The sequence below is a fragment of the Stenotrophomonas sp. HMSC10F06 genome, assembly GCF_001807865.1.
Classification (GTDB): Bacteria; Pseudomonadota; Gammaproteobacteria; order Xanthomonadales; family Xanthomonadaceae; genus Stenotrophomonas; species Stenotrophomonas bentonitica_A.
The window spans coordinates 45,586-61,645 of record NZ_KV791261.1 but is presented as its reverse complement, the minus strand read 5'-3'; the positions used below and the strand labels follow the sequence as shown (position 1 = coordinate 61,645).

At 68.0% G+C, this 16,060-nt stretch carries 11 protein-coding genes; 3 read left to right on the top strand and 8 right to left on the bottom strand.

Annotated features, from left to right (window positions below; all coding sequences use genetic code 11):
• Window positions 1-154 precede the first annotated feature (154 nt).
• Entirely contained in the window at window positions 155-1,576 is a 1,422-nt protein-coding gene (locus HMPREF3113_RS05125) for a M28 family peptidase (protein ID WP_070471208.1), read from the top strand.
• A 323-nt stretch (window positions 1,577-1,899) separates the two neighbouring features.
• On the opposite strand, the gene HMPREF3113_RS05120 is transcribed toward HMPREF3113_RS05125, so the two are convergent.
• The 7 genes from HMPREF3113_RS05120 to HMPREF3113_RS05090 form a co-directional block, all read right to left on the bottom strand.
• Complete coding sequence (locus HMPREF3113_RS05120) at window positions 1,900-2,679, bottom strand: TrmH family RNA methyltransferase (RefSeq protein ID WP_254665244.1); 780 nt, start codon at window positions 2,677-2,679, stop codon at window positions 1,900-1,902.
• A gap of 52 nt (window positions 2,680-2,731) precedes the next feature.
• A complete protein-coding gene (locus tag HMPREF3113_RS05115; RefSeq protein ID WP_070471204.1) occupies window positions 2,732-4,249 on the bottom strand; it encodes an alanine/glycine:cation symporter family protein in 1,518 nt (505 codons plus the stop codon).
• A gap of 129 nt (window positions 4,250-4,378) precedes the next feature.
• Window positions 4,379-7,504, bottom strand: coding sequence for an efflux RND transporter permease subunit (locus HMPREF3113_RS05110; RefSeq protein ID WP_019183917.1), 3,126 nt, complete (start codon window positions 7,502-7,504; stop codon window positions 4,379-4,381).
• A complete protein-coding gene (locus HMPREF3113_RS05105) occupies window positions 7,501-8,589 on the bottom strand; it encodes an efflux RND transporter periplasmic adaptor subunit (RefSeq protein ID WP_070471401.1) in 1,089 nt (362 codons plus the stop codon). The genes HMPREF3113_RS05110 and HMPREF3113_RS05105 overlap by 4 nt, the downstream gene beginning before the upstream one ends.
• A 248-nt stretch (window positions 8,590-8,837) precedes the next feature.
• Window positions 8,838-10,895, bottom strand: coding sequence for a TonB-dependent copper receptor (locus HMPREF3113_RS05100; RefSeq protein ID WP_070471399.1), 2,058 nt, complete (start codon window positions 10,893-10,895; stop codon window positions 8,838-8,840).
• A gap of 70 nt (window positions 10,896-10,965) precedes the next feature.
• The gene (locus tag HMPREF3113_RS05095) at window positions 10,966-11,427 is read right to left on the bottom strand and encodes a hypothetical protein (protein ID WP_237393585.1); all 462 of its coding nucleotides are present in this window, start codon (window positions 11,425-11,427) and stop codon (window positions 10,966-10,968) included.
• A 248-nt stretch (window positions 11,428-11,675) separates the two neighbouring features.
• Complete coding sequence (locus tag HMPREF3113_RS05090; RefSeq protein ID WP_019183912.1) at window positions 11,676-12,659, bottom strand: LysR family transcriptional regulator; 984 nt, start codon at window positions 12,657-12,659, stop codon at window positions 11,676-11,678.
• A 238-nt stretch (window positions 12,660-12,897) separates the two neighbouring features.
• Here HMPREF3113_RS05090 and cysK point away from each other — a divergent pair, with 238 nt between their 5' ends.
• Together cysK and HMPREF3113_RS05080 are read left to right on the top strand one after the other, a co-directional pair.
• Entirely contained in the window at window positions 12,898-13,857 is a 960-nt protein-coding gene (gene cysK, locus HMPREF3113_RS05085; RefSeq protein ID WP_070471202.1) for a cysteine synthase A, read from the top strand.
• A 238-nt stretch (window positions 13,858-14,095) separates the two neighbouring features.
• On the top strand, window positions 14,096-14,695 hold the full coding sequence (locus HMPREF3113_RS05080) for an O-acetyl-ADP-ribose deacetylase (RefSeq protein WP_019183910.1): 600 nt from the start codon (window positions 14,096-14,098) through the stop codon (window positions 14,693-14,695).
• Here HMPREF3113_RS05080 and HMPREF3113_RS05075 read toward each other — a convergent pair.
• On the bottom strand, window positions 14,586-16,016 hold the full coding sequence (locus tag HMPREF3113_RS05075) for a M1 family metallopeptidase (RefSeq protein ID WP_254665242.1): 1,431 nt from the start codon (window positions 16,014-16,016) through the stop codon (window positions 14,586-14,588). The two genes, HMPREF3113_RS05080 and HMPREF3113_RS05075, sit on opposite strands and share 110 nt — an antisense overlap.
• Between the last annotated feature and the right edge of the window lie 44 nt (window positions 16,017-16,060).

Below are 16,060 nucleotides of genomic sequence, written 5' to 3'. Positions count from 1 at the left end.
CCCCCCCCCGGTAGTGCCGGCCTGAAAACCCCGCTCCGGCGGGGTTTTCGCGTTTGGAAAACAGCATTCGCCAGAGCATGACCTCCCGCCCATGTACGCGCCGGACAGACTGGTAAGCTCGGACGCTTCCGCCCCGTTTCCCGGAGTTCGTCCCATGCGTCGCCGCGTCCTTGCCATCGCATCTTCCCTCGCCCTGCTGGCCGCGCCCGCGTTCGCGGCGACCGGTATCACCACGCTGCCGCCGACGTCGCTGGCCACCGCCGCCGAGCTGCGCGAGCAGGCCCTCAAGGACGACACCGGCTGGAAGGTGGTCGAATCGCTCACCACCGAGATCGGCCCGCGCATCGCCGGCAGTGAAGCCGACGCACGCGCCGTGGCCTGGGCGGTGGCCAAGTTCAAGTCGCTGGGCTTCGACAAGGTCTGGACCGAGCCGGTCACCTTCCCCAAGTGGGAGCGCCGCAGTGAGCACGCCGAAGTGATCGGCAAGCATGCCCAGCCGCTGACGGTCACCGCGCTCGGCGGCAGCCCCGGTGGCACGGTGGAGGCGGAAGTGGTGCGCTTCGCCGATCTGGCCGCGCTGCAGGCCGCGCCCGAGGGGTCGCTGAAGGGCAAGATCGCCTTCGTCGATTACCAGATGACCGCCTACCGCGATGGCCGCGACTACGGCAACGGTGGCGCCGTGCGCAGCAAGGGCCCGTCCGAGGCGATCCGCAAGGGTGCGATCGGCTTCGTGATGCGCTCGGCAGGCACCGATTCGCACCGCGTGCCGCACACCGGCATCACCCGCTTCGATGACGGCCTGACCCCGGTGCCGGCCGCCGCGCTGTCGGTGCCCGATGCCAACCAGCTGGCGCGCCTGGTCGCGCTCGGCAGCACCACGCTGAAGCTGAGCCTGGATTGCGGTTGGGATGGTACGGCCACGTCGCACAACGTGATCGGCGAGATCACCGGGCGCAGCCTGCCCAAGGAAGTGGTGGTGATCGGCGGTCACCTCGACTCCTGGGACCTGGGCACCGGCGCGGTGGATGATGGGGCCGGCGTGGGCATCACCATGGCCGCTGGCCATCTGATCGGCCAGCTCAAGCAGGCGCCCAAGCGCACCATCCGCGTGGTCGCGTTCGCCAACGAGGAGCAGGGCCTGTACGGCGGCAAGGCCTACGCCGAGGCACATGCCAAGGACGTGGTGCGGCACCAGCTGGCCGCCGAAAGCGATTTCGGTGCCGGCCGCATCTATGCCTTCAACACCGGCTCGCCGAACCCGGCCAATTCGCGCGAGGCCACCCGCCAGATCGCCGAGGTGCTCAAGCCGCTGGGCATCGAGTACGCCGCCGACAAGGGCGGCCCGGGCCCGGACGTAGGTCCGCTGGCGGCCAAGGGCGGCGCGTGGGCATGGCTGGCGCAGGACGGCAGCGACTACTTCCACCTGCACCACACCGCCGACGACACGCTGGACAAGATCGACCCGGCGGCGCTGGCGCAGAACGTCGCCGCCTACACGGTGTTCGCGTATCTGGCCGCCGAGGCCGACGGCAGTTTCGGCAGCGAAGCCAAGCCGACCACGCCGCCGAACGAGTAATCCCGACACGCAGGCGGCAGGTACCGACCGTGGGTCGGTACAAAAAAAAACCCGGTCGCAATGCGACCGGGCTACCGGGATTCGTCACACCCCACGCGGTGAGCGCCGTACTACTTTCACGGTCCGGAGAAACGGACCGTCGCACTGCGTGGATGTCTCTCCTCATCTACGCAGCACAACGTCCACCCCGCACTGTGCTCAGTTCTCACGTCGAGCGCTATGCGGAAAATCCGAATCGGATGTAGTCACGACGCGTTCGGTGAAACCGATCACACCGCGGGTCCGGCGCAACGCGCCGTTCCCGACAAACGCACACCTTCCGATCAGCGCGAGCGGCTGCCGTACCAGTGCGCCAACAACACCGCCGTCGCCGAAGCGACGTTGAGGCTTTCCACGGCACCGGACCCGGGAATGGACACCTGCAGATCGCAGTCGTCGGCCAGATCGCGGTCCATGCCCTCGCCCTCGGCACCCATCACATAGACCAGGCGTTGCGGCAGTTCCGTGGCGAACAGGTCCTTGCCTCCCTCCACCAGCGTTGCCGCCAGGCCGATGCCGGCCGCGCGCAGCTGCGCCATCGCCTCGGGCAGTTCCGGCAGACGCACCAGCGGCACCGACTCGGCGCCGCCTTCGGCCACGCGCGCGGCCGCGCCGGACAATGCCAGAGTGGACCCCGGCGGCAGCAGCAGCCCGGCCACACCGAAATGCGCCGCCGAGCGCAGGATCGCGCCGAAGTTGTGCGGGTTGCCTACGCCATCCAGCCACAGCGCCAGCACCGGCGCGCCGGCCGGCAACGTGGCCAGCCATTCGTCCAGCTCCAGCATCGGCGCACGCAGCACGTCAGCCACCAGGCCCTCGTGGTGGGTGGTCGCGGCGAGCTTGTTCAGATCGCCGTCTTCCACCACACGGTAACCGACGCGGTTGGCCACGCACCATTTCAGCACCGGCTGCATGCGCGGGATCAGCGACTCGGTCAGGTACAGCTTGCGCAGCGCCTGCGGGCGATGCTCGAACAGTGCCTGCACGGCATTCCAGCCGTACAGGCGCAGCTCGTCGTTGCCGCGGCCGGGCGGCGGCGGCGTGCCACCTTCGCGCGGCGGCAACGGCGTGGCGCGCGGCGGCCGCGAGGACGGACGGCGCGCATTCTTCCAGGGATCATTCACTACGGGACAGCTCCAGCTTGCGTTGACGCCAGAAATCGGCGTTCTTGATGCCAAGTGCATCGGGGTTGAAGGTCGGATCCAGGCCGAGCTTCTTTTGACGTTCGTAGTCGCGCAGGGCCAGCATCGCCGGCTTCTGCACGATCAGGATCGCGATGATGTTCAACCACGCCATCAGGCCGACGCCGATGTCGCCCAGCGCCCAGGCCATGCCGGCATTGTGGAAGGCACCGAAGATCACCATGCCGATGATGCCCAGGCGCAGCAGCAGGACGGTCAGCGGGCGCTTGGCGTTGTTGTTGACGTAGGTCAGGTTGGTCTCGGCCATGTAGTAATAGGCCATGATCGTGGTGAAGGCGAAGAAGAAGATCGCGATCGCCACAAAGGCCGCGCCGAAGCCCGGGATGACGGTTTCCACCGCCGCCTGGGCGTAACCCGCGCCTTCAGCGACACCGGCCAGGCCGGCGAACACGGGCGCGCCGCCCGGGACCGGGGAATACACGTTGTAGGTGCCCGCGGCCAGGATCAGGAACGCGGTGGCGGTGCACACCATCATGGTGTCGAAGTAGATCGCGAAGGCCTGCACGTAACCCTGCTTGGCCGGGTGCGAAACCTCCGAGGCGGCCGCCGCATGCGGGCCGGTACCCTGGCCGGCCTCGTTGGCGTAGATACCGCGCTTGACGCCCCACTCCACCGCCAGGCCCATCATCGCGCCGAACGCGGCATGCGCACCGAAGGCGCTGCTGAACACCGTGTGGAACATGTCCGGCACGCGGTCGTAGTTGATGATCATGATGACGATGGCCATCAGGATGAAGGCGGCGGCCATGAACGGAACGACCACCTCGGCGAAGTTGGCGATGCGCTTGACGCCGCCGAAGATCACCACGGCCAGCAGCAACGAGACCACGATGCCGATGCCCAGCTTGAGCGCCTGCACCGATTCCAGGCCCATGAACTGACCATCCAGTGGCCCGCACAGCGCACCGCCGCGGCAGGCATTGATGATGCTGTCGGCGATGGCATTGGCCTGCACGCCCGGCATCAGGAAGCCGGCGGCGATGATGGTGGCCACGGCGAAGGCCAAGGCGTACCACTTCAGGCCCATGGCCTTTTCAATGTAGTACGCCGGGCCACCGCGGTAGCGGCCTTCGGCATCCTTGGTCTTGTAGATCTGCGCCAGGGTGCATTCCACATACGAGGTGGACGCACCGAGGAAGCCCATCACCCACATCCAGAAGATCGCACCGGGGCCACCGAAGGCGATCGCGGTGGCCACACCGGCGATGTTGCCGATGCCCATGCGCCCGGCCATGGACATGGCCAGCGCCTGGAACGAGGACACGCCCGCCTCGGATTTCTCACCCTGCACGGTGAGCCGGCACATCTCCACGAACCCGCGGATCTGCATGAAACGGGTACGGGCACTGAAGTACAGGCCTGCGGCAAGACACAGGAAGATCAGGGCTTTGCTCCAGATGATCCCGTTGATGAAACTGACTACTTCTTCCACGCGCTCTCTCCAGTCGGCGGAAACAAAAGGAACGTCCCCGTCGGCTGGGACCCGGTCGATTCTCCACGATCCGCGCCGGGCTGCGTAGTGGCAATTTCGATGAATGGGCGGCAATGCCGCCCATTCCGGTCAGGCATGGCCGCCCACGGAGGGTGTTTCCGCTTCCTGGCGGGCCAGTTCGCGCGCCACGGCTTCCGGCGAACGCGTGTACGGGGCCAGCAGCGAATAGAACGCCGGCACCACGAACAGCGACAGGAACGTGGACACGGTCACGCCGAAGATCACCACCACGCCGATCGTGCCGCGGCTGGCCGAGCCCGGGCCACCGGCCACCACCAGCGGGATCGCACCGACCACGGTGGCGATGGAGGTCATCAGGATCGGACGCAGGCGGACCATGGCCGATTCGACGATGGCCTGGTGGACGTTGCGGCCTTCATCGCGCAGCTGGTTGGCGAACTCCACGATCAGGATGCCGTTCTTGGCCGCCAGGCCGACCAGCATCACGATGCCGATCTGGCTGAACAGGTTGATCGTGCCGCCGCTGACATACAGCCCCAGCAGCGCGCCGAGCACGCCCAGCGGCACGGTCAGCATGATCACCAGCGGATGGATGAAGCTCTCGAACTGCGCGGCCAGCACCAGGAACACCACCAGCAGGGCCATCGCAAAGGTCAGCAGGACGGCGCTGCCGGCGTTCTGGTACTCGCGCGATTCACCCTTCCAGCTGATCTGCGCGTGCTGCGGCAGCTCTTCACTGGCCACCTGCTGGGCCCAGGCAATGGCTTCACCCAGCGGATAACCCGGGGCCAGGCCGGCATTGATGGTGATCGAGCGCAGCCGGTTGAAGCGGTTGAGGCTGCCGGCCTCGGCCACTTCGCTGAGCGTGACCAGGTTGGACAGTGGCACCAGTTCGCCGCCACTGGCGCGCACGCGGATCGCAGCCAGATCCGACGGCGAGGCCCGGCCTTCGCGACCGGCCTGGACCAGCACGTCGTACTCCTCGCCGTTGTCGACGAAGGTGGTGACGCGGCGCGAGCCCATCATGGTTTCCAGCGCGCTGCCGATCGCGGTGACCGACACACCCAGATCGGCCGCACGCTGGCGGTCGATGTTCACGCGCATCTGCGGGCGCGTTTCCTTGTAGTCCGAATCCGTGCCGACCAGGCCGGGGTTGTCGGCCATGCGCAGCAGCATGCGGTCACGCCACTGCGCGATTTCTGCGTATTCCGGGCCACCGAGCACGATCTGGAACGGCTGCCCCTGGCTGCGGACCAGGCCGCCACCGACCTGGGTGCGCACGCGCACGCCCCGCAGATCATTGAGGTGGGTCTGCAGTTCGGCGGCCACGTCCGGGGTGGAGACATCGCGCTGGCGCCACGGCTGCAGGAACACGCTGATGCGGCCGGTATGCATTTCTTCGCTGGAGCCCCAGCCACCGGGCACGCGCGGGTTGGCACGCACGATCGGCTCGTCCTCGCCGACGAAACCGGAGACGATCTTCTCGACCTGCTGGACCTGGCCGACGGTGTAGTCGAAGCCGGCGCCTTCCGGGCCGTCGATCATGATCTGGAACGAGCCGCGGTCTTCGGCCGGGGCCAGTTCGGAGGGCAGCACCTTGAGCAGCAGCGCGCTGGCCAGCAACGAGAGGATCATCACCACGATGTAGACCCAGGTGCGGGTCACGTGCGCTTCCAGGAAGCGGCCGTACGCGCCCGACAGGCGATCCAGGTTGCGGTTGATGACACCGTGCAGGCCCTTCGGCGCCTGGCCGGTGTGCGGCTTGAGCAGCTTGGAGGCCATCATCGGGGTGAGCGTCAGCGAGACGAACGCGGACAACGCCACCGCCGCGGCCAGCGCGACGGCCAGCTCGCGGAACAGGCGGCCGGTGTTGCCTTCCAGGAAGCCGACCGGCAGGAACACCGCGACCAGCACGGCGGTGGTGGCGATCACCGCGAACGCCACCTGGGTGGTACCGCGTTTGGAGGCGACCAGCGGCGGCTCGCCCAGATCGATGCGGCGCTGGACGTTTTCCACGACCACGATGGCGTCATCCACCACGAGGCCGATACACAGCACCAGCGCGAGCAGGGTCAGCAGATTGATCGAGAAACCGAAGGCATACAGGGCGATGAAGGCGGCGATCAGACAGACCGGCACCGTGACCGCGGGAATCAAGGCGGCACGGAAACTGCCCAGGAACAGCCAGATCACCGCCAGCACCAGCAGCATCGCTTCGACCAGCGTGGCGTAGACGCGATCGACAGCCGCCTCGATGAAGGTGGTGTTGTCGAAGGCGACGAAGATGCGCGTACCTTCCGGCAGCGTGCTGCTGATCCGGTCGGCTTCGGCGCGCGCTTCGCGGGCGACATCCAGCGCGTTGGCGGTGGAGGTCTTGACGATGCCCAGGCCGATATTCGGCTCGCCGTTGCTTCGGTAGTAGGCGCGGCGCTCGGAGGAGGCCAGTTCGATCTTGGCCACATCGCCCATGCGCACCACGTAGCCGTCGGCGCCCTTGCCGAGCGGGATGCCGGCGAAGTCTTCGGGTTTGACGTAGTTGCGCTCCACGCGCAGGGTGAAATCGCGGTCGGTGGATTCGATGCGGCCGGCGGGCAGCTCGACGTTCTCGTTGCGCAGCGCGGTTTCCACATCGCCCACGGTCAAGCCACGCGCGGCGAGCTGGTCGCGGTCCAGCCAGATCCGCATCGCATAGCGCTGGCGGCCACCGATGCGCACCTGGGCCACGCCATCCAGGCTGGAGAAGCGATCGACGATGTAGCGGTCGGCGTAATCGCTCAGCTCCAGCGTATCCATCGAGGTCGAGCTCATGTTGAGCCAGATGATGGGATCGGCGTCGCTCTCGACCTTGGCGATTTCCGGCGGCCGGGCCTCTTCGGGCATGCGGTCGGCGACACGGCTGACCGCATCGCGCACGTCGTTGGCGGCCGCTTCGATATCGCGGTTGGAGGTGAATTCGATGCTGACCTGCGAGCGCCCGTTGGAGCTGCGCGCGTTGATGGTATCGATGCCTTCGATGCCGGCCAGGGCATCTTCCAGCACCTGGGTGATGCGGCTTTCGATGACCGCCGCCGAGGCACCCGTGTAATCGACCGATACCGAGACGATCGGCGGATCGATCGCCGGCAGTTCGCGCAGGGTCAGGCGGGTGAACGACATGAAGCCCAGCACCACCAGCAGCAGGCTCATCACCACGGCGAAGACCGGCCGCTGGATGGAAATATCGGAAAGCTTCATCCGGCGGTGTCCGGTTCAGCCGTGGCAGCGGCGGCCGGCGTGGCCGGTGCAGCCTCTTCGGCCTGGATCTTCAGGCCCGGGCGCAGCTTGCCGGTGCCGTCCACGACGATGCGGTCACCGGCGGCGAGGCCATCGCGGATTTCGACCACGCCGCTGCGGCGCGCGCCGGCGGTGATGTCCACGCGCTCCACCACCTGGTCCGGTTTGACCCGGAACACATACGAATCGCGCCCGACCTGCACCACGGCGATTTCAGGAATCACCAGCGCCTGGCGCTCGGGGCGGAACATGCGCACATCCAGCAGCATGCCCGGGCGCAGGGCGTGGTCGGCGTTGATGAAATCGGCGCGCACGGTCACCGCACGCGTGCCCGGATCCACGCGGGTATCGATGGTGGCGACCTGGCCTTCAAAGTTGCGGCCCGGGTAGGCCACGCTGGTCGCGTTGACCTTGTCGCCGGTGCTCAGCGAGGCCAGCTCGGCTTCGGGCACCTGGAAGTCCACGTGCATGCGCTCGATGTCGTCCAGCGTGGTGATCGCGGTGCTGGGCGTGACCAGCGAACCGGCGCTGACCTGGCGGATGCCGAGCACGCCGGCGAACGGCGCGCGCACGCGGCGATCACCGATATCCGACTGCATCTCACGCACGCGTGCATCGGCGGCATCGCGGATGGCGCGCTGCGTATCCAGGGTGGAGCTGGCCACCAGCTGCTGGGCGGCGAGTTCGCGCTGGCGCTTGTACAGCTGGTCCGCTTCCAGGAAGGTGGCCTGGGCCTGCAGCAGCGCGGCTTCCTGGGCCTGCCCGCGCAGGGTCACCAGCGGCGTACCGGCACTGACCTGCTGCCCGCTTTCGAAGTGCACCGTCTCGATGATTTCGCTGACCTTGGCGGTGACCGTGACCGATTCGCGCGCCTTGGCCGTGCCCAGTGCCTGCAGGGTGTCGCTCCATGCCGAGGTCTGCACCACCTGGGTGGTGACCGGTACGGCGTCTGCCTGCCGGCGAGCGGCCTCGTCTTTGCTGCCACACCCAGCCAACGCGACCAGGGTGATGCCAGCGGCGAAGCGCGCTGCGATGCGTCCCAACATGTAATCCATTCCCGGTTGTTTCTCGACCGCCGAGTGTATAGAGGGGTCGAGCCGGGGCATATGTGCCAAGCGTTTACCGGCCTCTTCACATCCGCTGGTGACAGGCGAAAGCCTTTTCGTGCTGGGGCCTGCACCGGATGTATCGCCATGTATCGACGCATGTCGAAATGCGCGGGCGGCGCCGGGTGGTCGCGCCCGGCAGCGGCAGAGGCCGGGCGGGAGGCTTGGCCCCCGCCCGGCCGTGAGGCTCAGTAACGATAGTTCACTTTCAGCCAGGCGGTGCGGCCGGGCTCGTTGATGCGCACCGGGTCGGCCGGGAAGCCGAAATCGGCGCTGCCGGCCAGGTTCAGGTGCTCGCTGTAGGTGCGGTCGAACAGGTTGTCCACGCCGGCACTGACCAGCAGCGCCGCGTTGACCCGGTAGCTGGCGTTCAAGGCCAGGGTGGCGAAGCCGGCGCTGGGACTCAGATCGCGGGCGACCACGTTGCCCTGCCCGGCTGCCACCCGCCCCTGGCGGGACACGGCACGCGCCAAGGCCCCCACGCTCCAGCGCTCGCCTTCCCAGGCCGTGCTGAACCGGGCTTCCAGCGGCGGCATCTGCGGCAGCGCGCCGCCGTCGCTGCGGTTCTCGCCCCAGGCGTAGGCCAGTGTGCCGCCGAGCTTCCACTGCCGGGCCAGCTGCCATTCCGCACCCGCCTCGGCACCGGCGATGCGCGCGTCGACGTTGGTGGCCTGGCTGGTGCTGCCCATCATGCCGCCGTCGCGGTAGGTGAACAGGATGTAGTCCTGGAGGCGCCCGGCATACGCCGAGACCCAGGCGTTGAGGCGATCGGTGCGGTACTGCAGGCCCAGATCGAGCTGGTTGGTCTTCTCCGGCTGCACACCGGTGAAGGCATTGATCGCGCCCACCGGGCCGAGATCCGGCGAGAACAGTTCCCAGTAGTCGGGCATGCGCTCGCTATGGCCGATCCCGGCGTACCAGGTCAACGCGGGCGCGATGTCGCGCTCGAACCGGACGAAGCCGCTGCCCAGGTTCTCGCGACGGGTCTGCCCGGCGGTCGCATTGGGCATCGCCATCATGCCGGCGGTGGCGCGCTCGTCCTTCACTTCGGCGCGGTCGATGCGCAGGCCACCAACCCAGCGTTGCGCGGTGCCCTCGCCCAGGGTGATCTCGGTGAACGCCCCGAGGTTCTCCAAGCGTGCGTCGGTACGCCACGGCTGCTGGCGGTACACGTTGCGACCCATCGCGTTGCGGCTGCGATGACGGCTGTCCTGCGCATCCACGCCGGCCACGATGGCGATGTCCTGCCAGCGCCATTCCGAAGCGATACGGCCACCGGTGGTGCGGCGATCAACGTTGGAGGCCATCGGCATCGGCATGCTGCTGGCCGGGTTCGGCGTGCGCAGCGTGTAGTTGTCCATCACGTGGTCGGCGTCGTTGTAGTACAGGTTGGCCTGCAGCTTGTCCCACGCACCGGGCAGGTTGTCCTTCTCGAAGCGGGCGGCGTAGCTGGTGCGCTTGAACGCGGCGCCGTCCATGCCGCGGCCGGCGTAGCGCGCGATCGCATCGCCGGTGCCGGCCGACAGCTCCAGCACGGTATCGGCGTCGGGCGTCCAGCCGACCGCGACATCGCTGTTCCACTTGCGCCACCTGGAGGGCACCACATCGCCGTTGCCGTCCTTGTAGTCATCCGATTCGGAGCGGTTGCCGTTGACGCGCACATAGCCCGGCGATGCGCCGGCGGTGAGATCGAGCACCTGGTCGTTGCGGTTGCGCGAGCCGACCAGCGCACTGGCGTTGATGTCCATGCCCGGTTGATCGAAACGTGGCGTGTCGCGTTCGAAGCGCACTGTCCCGGCCGAGGCACCGGCGCCCCAGCGCACGCTCTGCGGCCCCTTGATGATGGTCAGCCGGTCGAAGGTTTCCGGGGCGATGTAGGACAGCGGGTTGTCCATCCGCGAGGGACACGCGCCGATCAGGTTGCCCTCGTTACTGACGATGTTCAGGCGCGAGCCGAACATGCCGCGCAGCACCGGATCGCCGTTGGTGCCGCCGTTGCGGACCGCGGCGAAGCCGGGAACCGTCTTCAGGTAATCGGCGCCATCGCTGGCCGGCACCGGCTGCCGCGGCAGGCGCGGATCGGTGACCCAGTGCAGCGGTGAGGACGGTGCGGTGGCGGTGACCACCAGCGTATCGAGGGTGCGGGCATCGTCATTGGCCGCATGCAGCGGCAGCGCGACCAGGGCCAGCGAGAGAGAAACAGACAGGCGCGTCAGTGCGCCCGCGCTGCGGGAAGAAACCGTCATGGTGGAACTCCAGAAAAACACGCAGGCACGCGCCGCCATCACGGCGACACGGGCAGGAAGGGCGGTGGTTTCAGGAGAGTGCGGGCGGGCCGCGCGCGGCGTGGGCCGGCCAGCGCAGGCTGCGAGGCGTGGGGACTGCGCGCAGCACGCGCGGTGCGATCACCGGCATCGCCGGCAACAGCAGGATCAGCACCGCCAGCCACGGCATCAGCCGCGAGGCCATCATGCAGTACTCGCAGGCGTCGCCATGCCCGGCATGCTCGCTCATCGGTGGCGACGATGCGGGGGTGTCGTGGGCGCTTGGCAGGGCGTGCGTCGGCATGGGCTGCATCGCCATGTCATGGCGCGCCATGTCGTGCTGCTGCATGTCGTGGTGGTGCACGTCGCGCTGCGCGATGTCGTGCTGCATGCCGTGCCCCGCGTGCGCATCCGGCGGCGCAGGCAGCGCGTGGGTCATGCCGGTCGGCATCAGCATCACCGGCGCCCCGGCATGCGCCTGCTGCCAGCGGCTGAGCAGCGGCGCCAGCGCCATCAGCAGCGTCGCCACGAAGGCAAGCTGCAGAAAGACGGCATACGGGCGACGGCGGACGTTCACCCCGTCATGGTAGCGCCCGACCGTGCGCCGGGCAGCCCGAAACCCTGCGACCAACCGTCGCAGTGGCCTTCTCGAAGCACCCCACCGAACCCCTCAACCCTCTGGAGAAAAGCCCCCTTCTGTTGAAGGGGGCGCGCCAACGGCGCGGGGTAGAGGGGGAATGCGCGGGCAGACCATCACCGTCGTCAGACGGTGATGGTCTGCGTCAGCGATTCCCAGGTGGGCGGCAGCGGCCAGTTGGCCTCCTGGTTGCCGTCGATCACCCGGCGCAGGTCGCGGGTGTCAATCTGCGGGGCCAGCACGTGCACCAGTTCCAGCGCGTAGTCGCGCAGTACGCGGTCGCGCGGCAGCACTGCCCAGGCGATGCACTCGTCGATCGGGGCCGGGGCCGGCCAGGCGCGCAGGTCTTCATCGCTGGCGTTGACCGCCATTTCCGCGAGCAGGCCCACGCCCAGCCCGGTACGCACATAGGTCTTGATCAGGTCCGCATCGAGCGCAGTCAGCGCGATATCCGGGGTCAGCCCGGCGCTGGCGAAGGCGCGCTGGAGCGAGGAGCTCCCGCGGGTGGAGGATTCGTAGCTGATCAGTGGATGGCTGGCGAGCGCCTGCAGATCCGGCGCGGCACCTGGGCGGTCCAGCGCGTGCCCACGTGGCACCAGCACCAGCCGGCGCCAGCGGTACAGCGGAATGGCCAGACCGGCAGTGGGCTCACCACCGGCGGTGCTGATGATGGCGATGTCCGCATCGCCCTGGCTGAGCAGGTCCAGCGCATCGCTTTCGGCGGCCTGCTGCAGGTGCACGCTGACCTGCGGGTAGGCCTGCTTGATCCGCGCCACCGCCGGCGGCAGCACGAAGCGCGCCTGGGTATGGGTGGTGGTGAGCACCAGCTGGCCCTGGCTCTCGCGGCGCTGGTTGGCCGCATAGGTCCGGATATTGTTCGCTTCGCCGAGGACGGCGCGGGCGCGGCCGATCACTTCCACCCCGGCCGGGGTCACCGCTTCCAGGCTGCGGCCCTTGCGTACGAACAGCAGAAAGCCCAGTTCATCCTCCAGCTGCTTGAGCTGCTTGGACAGGCCGGGCTGGGTGGCGTGCACGCGGGACGCCGCCAGCGTGATGTTCAGCTCGGCGTCGGCGATGGCGACCAGATAGCGAAGTTGGGTCAGCGTCATGGGCGGGCGATACGGCGCATGGAGAGGGGGCCATCCGACTGTAGGGCAAATGCCGTCACCAGCTTATAACCAAACGTTGTTTAAGAAGGTAATCAGGTCATTTCGCGCGGTCATATGCCGGCGGTACGGTCTGACCGACCCCGGCCCGGCCGCAAGCGGGCGCCCTGCGCCACCACCGGCCCGAGCCTCCCCTGCCGCTCGGCCTCCCGGGCGGCAACGACTTTTCCGGAGCATCCCCATGGCCCTGTACGACTCCATCCTGGACACCATCGGCAACACCCCGGTGGTGCGCCTGCACCGTCTCGCCCCCGAGCACGTCACCCTGTATGCCAAGGTCGAGTCGTTCAACCCCGGCGGCTCGGTCAAGGACCGGCTGGCGCTGGCGATCATTCTCGACGCCGAGGCCAAGGGCCTGCTCAAGCCGGGCGACACCATCGTGGAGGCGACCTCGGGCAACACCGGCGTGGCCCTGGCCATGGTGGCCGCCGCGCGTGGCTACAAGTTCGTGGCCACCATGGTGGAGACCTTCTCCATCGAGCGCCGCAAGCTGATGCGCGCCTATGGCGCCAAGGTGATCCTGACCCCGGCCGCCGAGCGCGGCTCGGGCATGGTGCGCCGGGCGAAGGAACTGGCCGAGGAACATGGCTGGTTCCTGGCCAGCCAGTTCGCCAACCCGGCCAACCCGGCCTATCACCGCAACACGACCGCCCCGGAAATCCTGCGCGATTTCGCCGGCAAGCGGCTGGACTACTTCGTGACCGGCTGGGGCACCGGTGGCACCCTGACCGGGGTCGGCGAGGTGCTCAAGGTCGCCCGCCCGGAAACCCGCATCGTCGCCACAGAGCCCGAAGGCGCCGCCCTGCTCAAGGGCGATGAGTGGAAGCCGCACAAGATCCAGGGCTGGACCCCGGACTTCGTGCCGGAGGTGCTCAACCGTGGCGTCTACGACGAACTGCTGACCATCAACGATGCACGGGCGATCGAGACCTCGCGCCGGCTGGCGGCCGAGGAAGGCATTTTCGTGGGCATTTCGGCCGGCGCCACCGTTGCCAGCGCGCTGGACATCGCGGCCAAGGCCGCGCCGGGGTCGGTGATCCTGGCGATGCTGCCCGACACCGGCGAGCGCTACTTCTCCACCCCGCTGTTTGCCGATATCAATGAAGGCTCCGACGACGACTGGCTGGCCGGTCTGCCCTGATCCCGCCGTTGGTCCGGAAGAACGCAACGCCCGCCCTGACCGGCGGGCGTTTTGCATGCGGCGCTTCATCTGCGGTGAAGCGATCCGGCGGCATCGTGTGAAGGTCAGCCAGCGCTCGGGCGGGTCGCACTGCCTGAGACGATGATGACGCAGCCTAGATGTCCTGCCGGGTACCGTGCAGGTCAGGCACGTCATTCCGTTGTATGGACCCGGTAACAGTGAGTAAGGAGCGGTACGCATGAAGATCGAAGTGTGGCAGGGCGACATCACGACCCTGGCGGTGGATGCGATCGTCAATGCGGCCAACGAATCCCTGCTGGGCGGCGGCGGCGTGGACGGCGCGATCCATCGCGCGGCCGGCCCGCAGTTGCTCGACGCCTGCCGTGCCCTGCCGGAGATCCGCCCGGGCATGCGCTGCCCGACCGGCGAGGTCCGCCAGACACCGGCCTTCAATCTGCCGGCAAAGCATGTGTTCCACACCGTCGGCCCGGTCTGGCAGGACGGCCTGCGCGATGAGCCGGCACTGCTGGCCAACTGTTATTGGAAGTCGCTGCAGCTGGCCGAGAAGCTGGACGTGGAATCGATCGCGTTCCCGGCCATCAGCTGCGGGGTGTTCGGCTATCCGCTGCACCAGGCTGCGCACATCGCCGCCACCGAGACCCTGACCTGGCAGCGCTCGCACCGCCAGCCGCGCCGGATCATCCTGGTGGCCTACAACGCGGCGACGTTCAAGGCGTACCAGTCGGCGCTGGCTGCACTGGGGCAGCCGGTGGAACCCTCGACCTCGGCGATCTTCGCGCCGCTGGCGTTGGGGCTGCCGCCGGCGGCGGCGCACTGACACCTTCGCCCACGCCATAGACCCACTGGGCGAAGAACGGCTGCAATGAGCGGCCGGCCGCTGCTTCCATCGCCCGCTGGAAATCGACGGTCACCACCGAGCGTCCATCGTTGGCCTGCGTGTAGTCACGGATGCCGCGCCAGAACGCGGCCTCGCCCATTTCCACGCGCAGCAGGTGCAGGACGTAGGCGCCCTTCTGGTACACGACCGCGCGGTCATCGCCGCTCGGCGCGCTCCAGTCGGCATACACCAACGCGTGATCCGCCCCCTTGGCACGCAGCGCCTCCAGCCGCGTGCGCCAGATCGTCACCTGCGCCTGGTAGGCCGCCTCTCCCTGCGCGTGCTGGAGGTAGGCGGCGGTCATGAAGTTGGCCATGCCCTCGTTGAGCCAGAAATGCTCCCAGCCGGCGCAGGTCACCCGGTTGCCCCACCACTGATGCGCGGCTTCGTGCGCCATCAAGGCGGTCTGGGTGGGATCCTCCAGCAGTTGCTGGCCATAGCGCTCGGACATCAGCGACAACCCGGCCATCTCCTGTCCGATCGTGCGGGCCACCAGCGCCTGCTGGTAGTCACCGCGATACGGCAGGCCGGCGCGGTCGGCGAAGAAGTCGAGCATCTCGCCCGTAGCGGTGAACACGCGCTGCAGCTGCTCGGGCGACCGCTGCATGGACAGGAACCGCAAGCCGGTCGCGCCATGGCGCTGCGTCGCTTCCTGATAGCGGCCGGCCGTGAAGCCATAGACATACCCCGGCATCGGCGTCTTGAGCTGCCAGCGATGTTCGATGCGCCCATCGGGAAGGGAGCGCAGCGGCAGCGTGCGGCCGGTGCCGGCAGCCAGCAGGCCCGCCGGCAGGGTCACGGACAGGTCCAGCGTTGCGCGCTCGTCGGGGGCATCCACCGAGGGCATCCACTGGCTGGTCGAGAAAATCGTGTAGACCTCATCGCGCTCGGGCGCGAATTCCAGGCCATACGGCGGTTCGCCGTGATAGCGGATCGTCACGCTGGCGGTGGCTCCCCGCGCGAGTGGTTCGGCCAGCGTGATCCGCACCTTCGCCGCGTGCTGCTCGAAGGCCAGCGCGCGATCCCCCTGCATCACGGCCGTCACTTTGAGCGAACCGCTGTCCAGGGTCACTGCGCGCAGTTCCTGCTCGGCTCTGAACCGCAGCGTCTGCTGCCCGGTGACGCGCTTGTTGGCGATGTCGGGCACCAGCGCGACGTCGTAATGCAGTACATCAAAGCCGCGCGGCGCCACTGCGTACGCTGGTGCGCTCCCCAGCAGCCATGGCACTACGCACAGCGAGACACAGAGACGTACGACCATGGGATCCATCCACGCGAAGATGGATCCCATCGTGCCAGAGCACG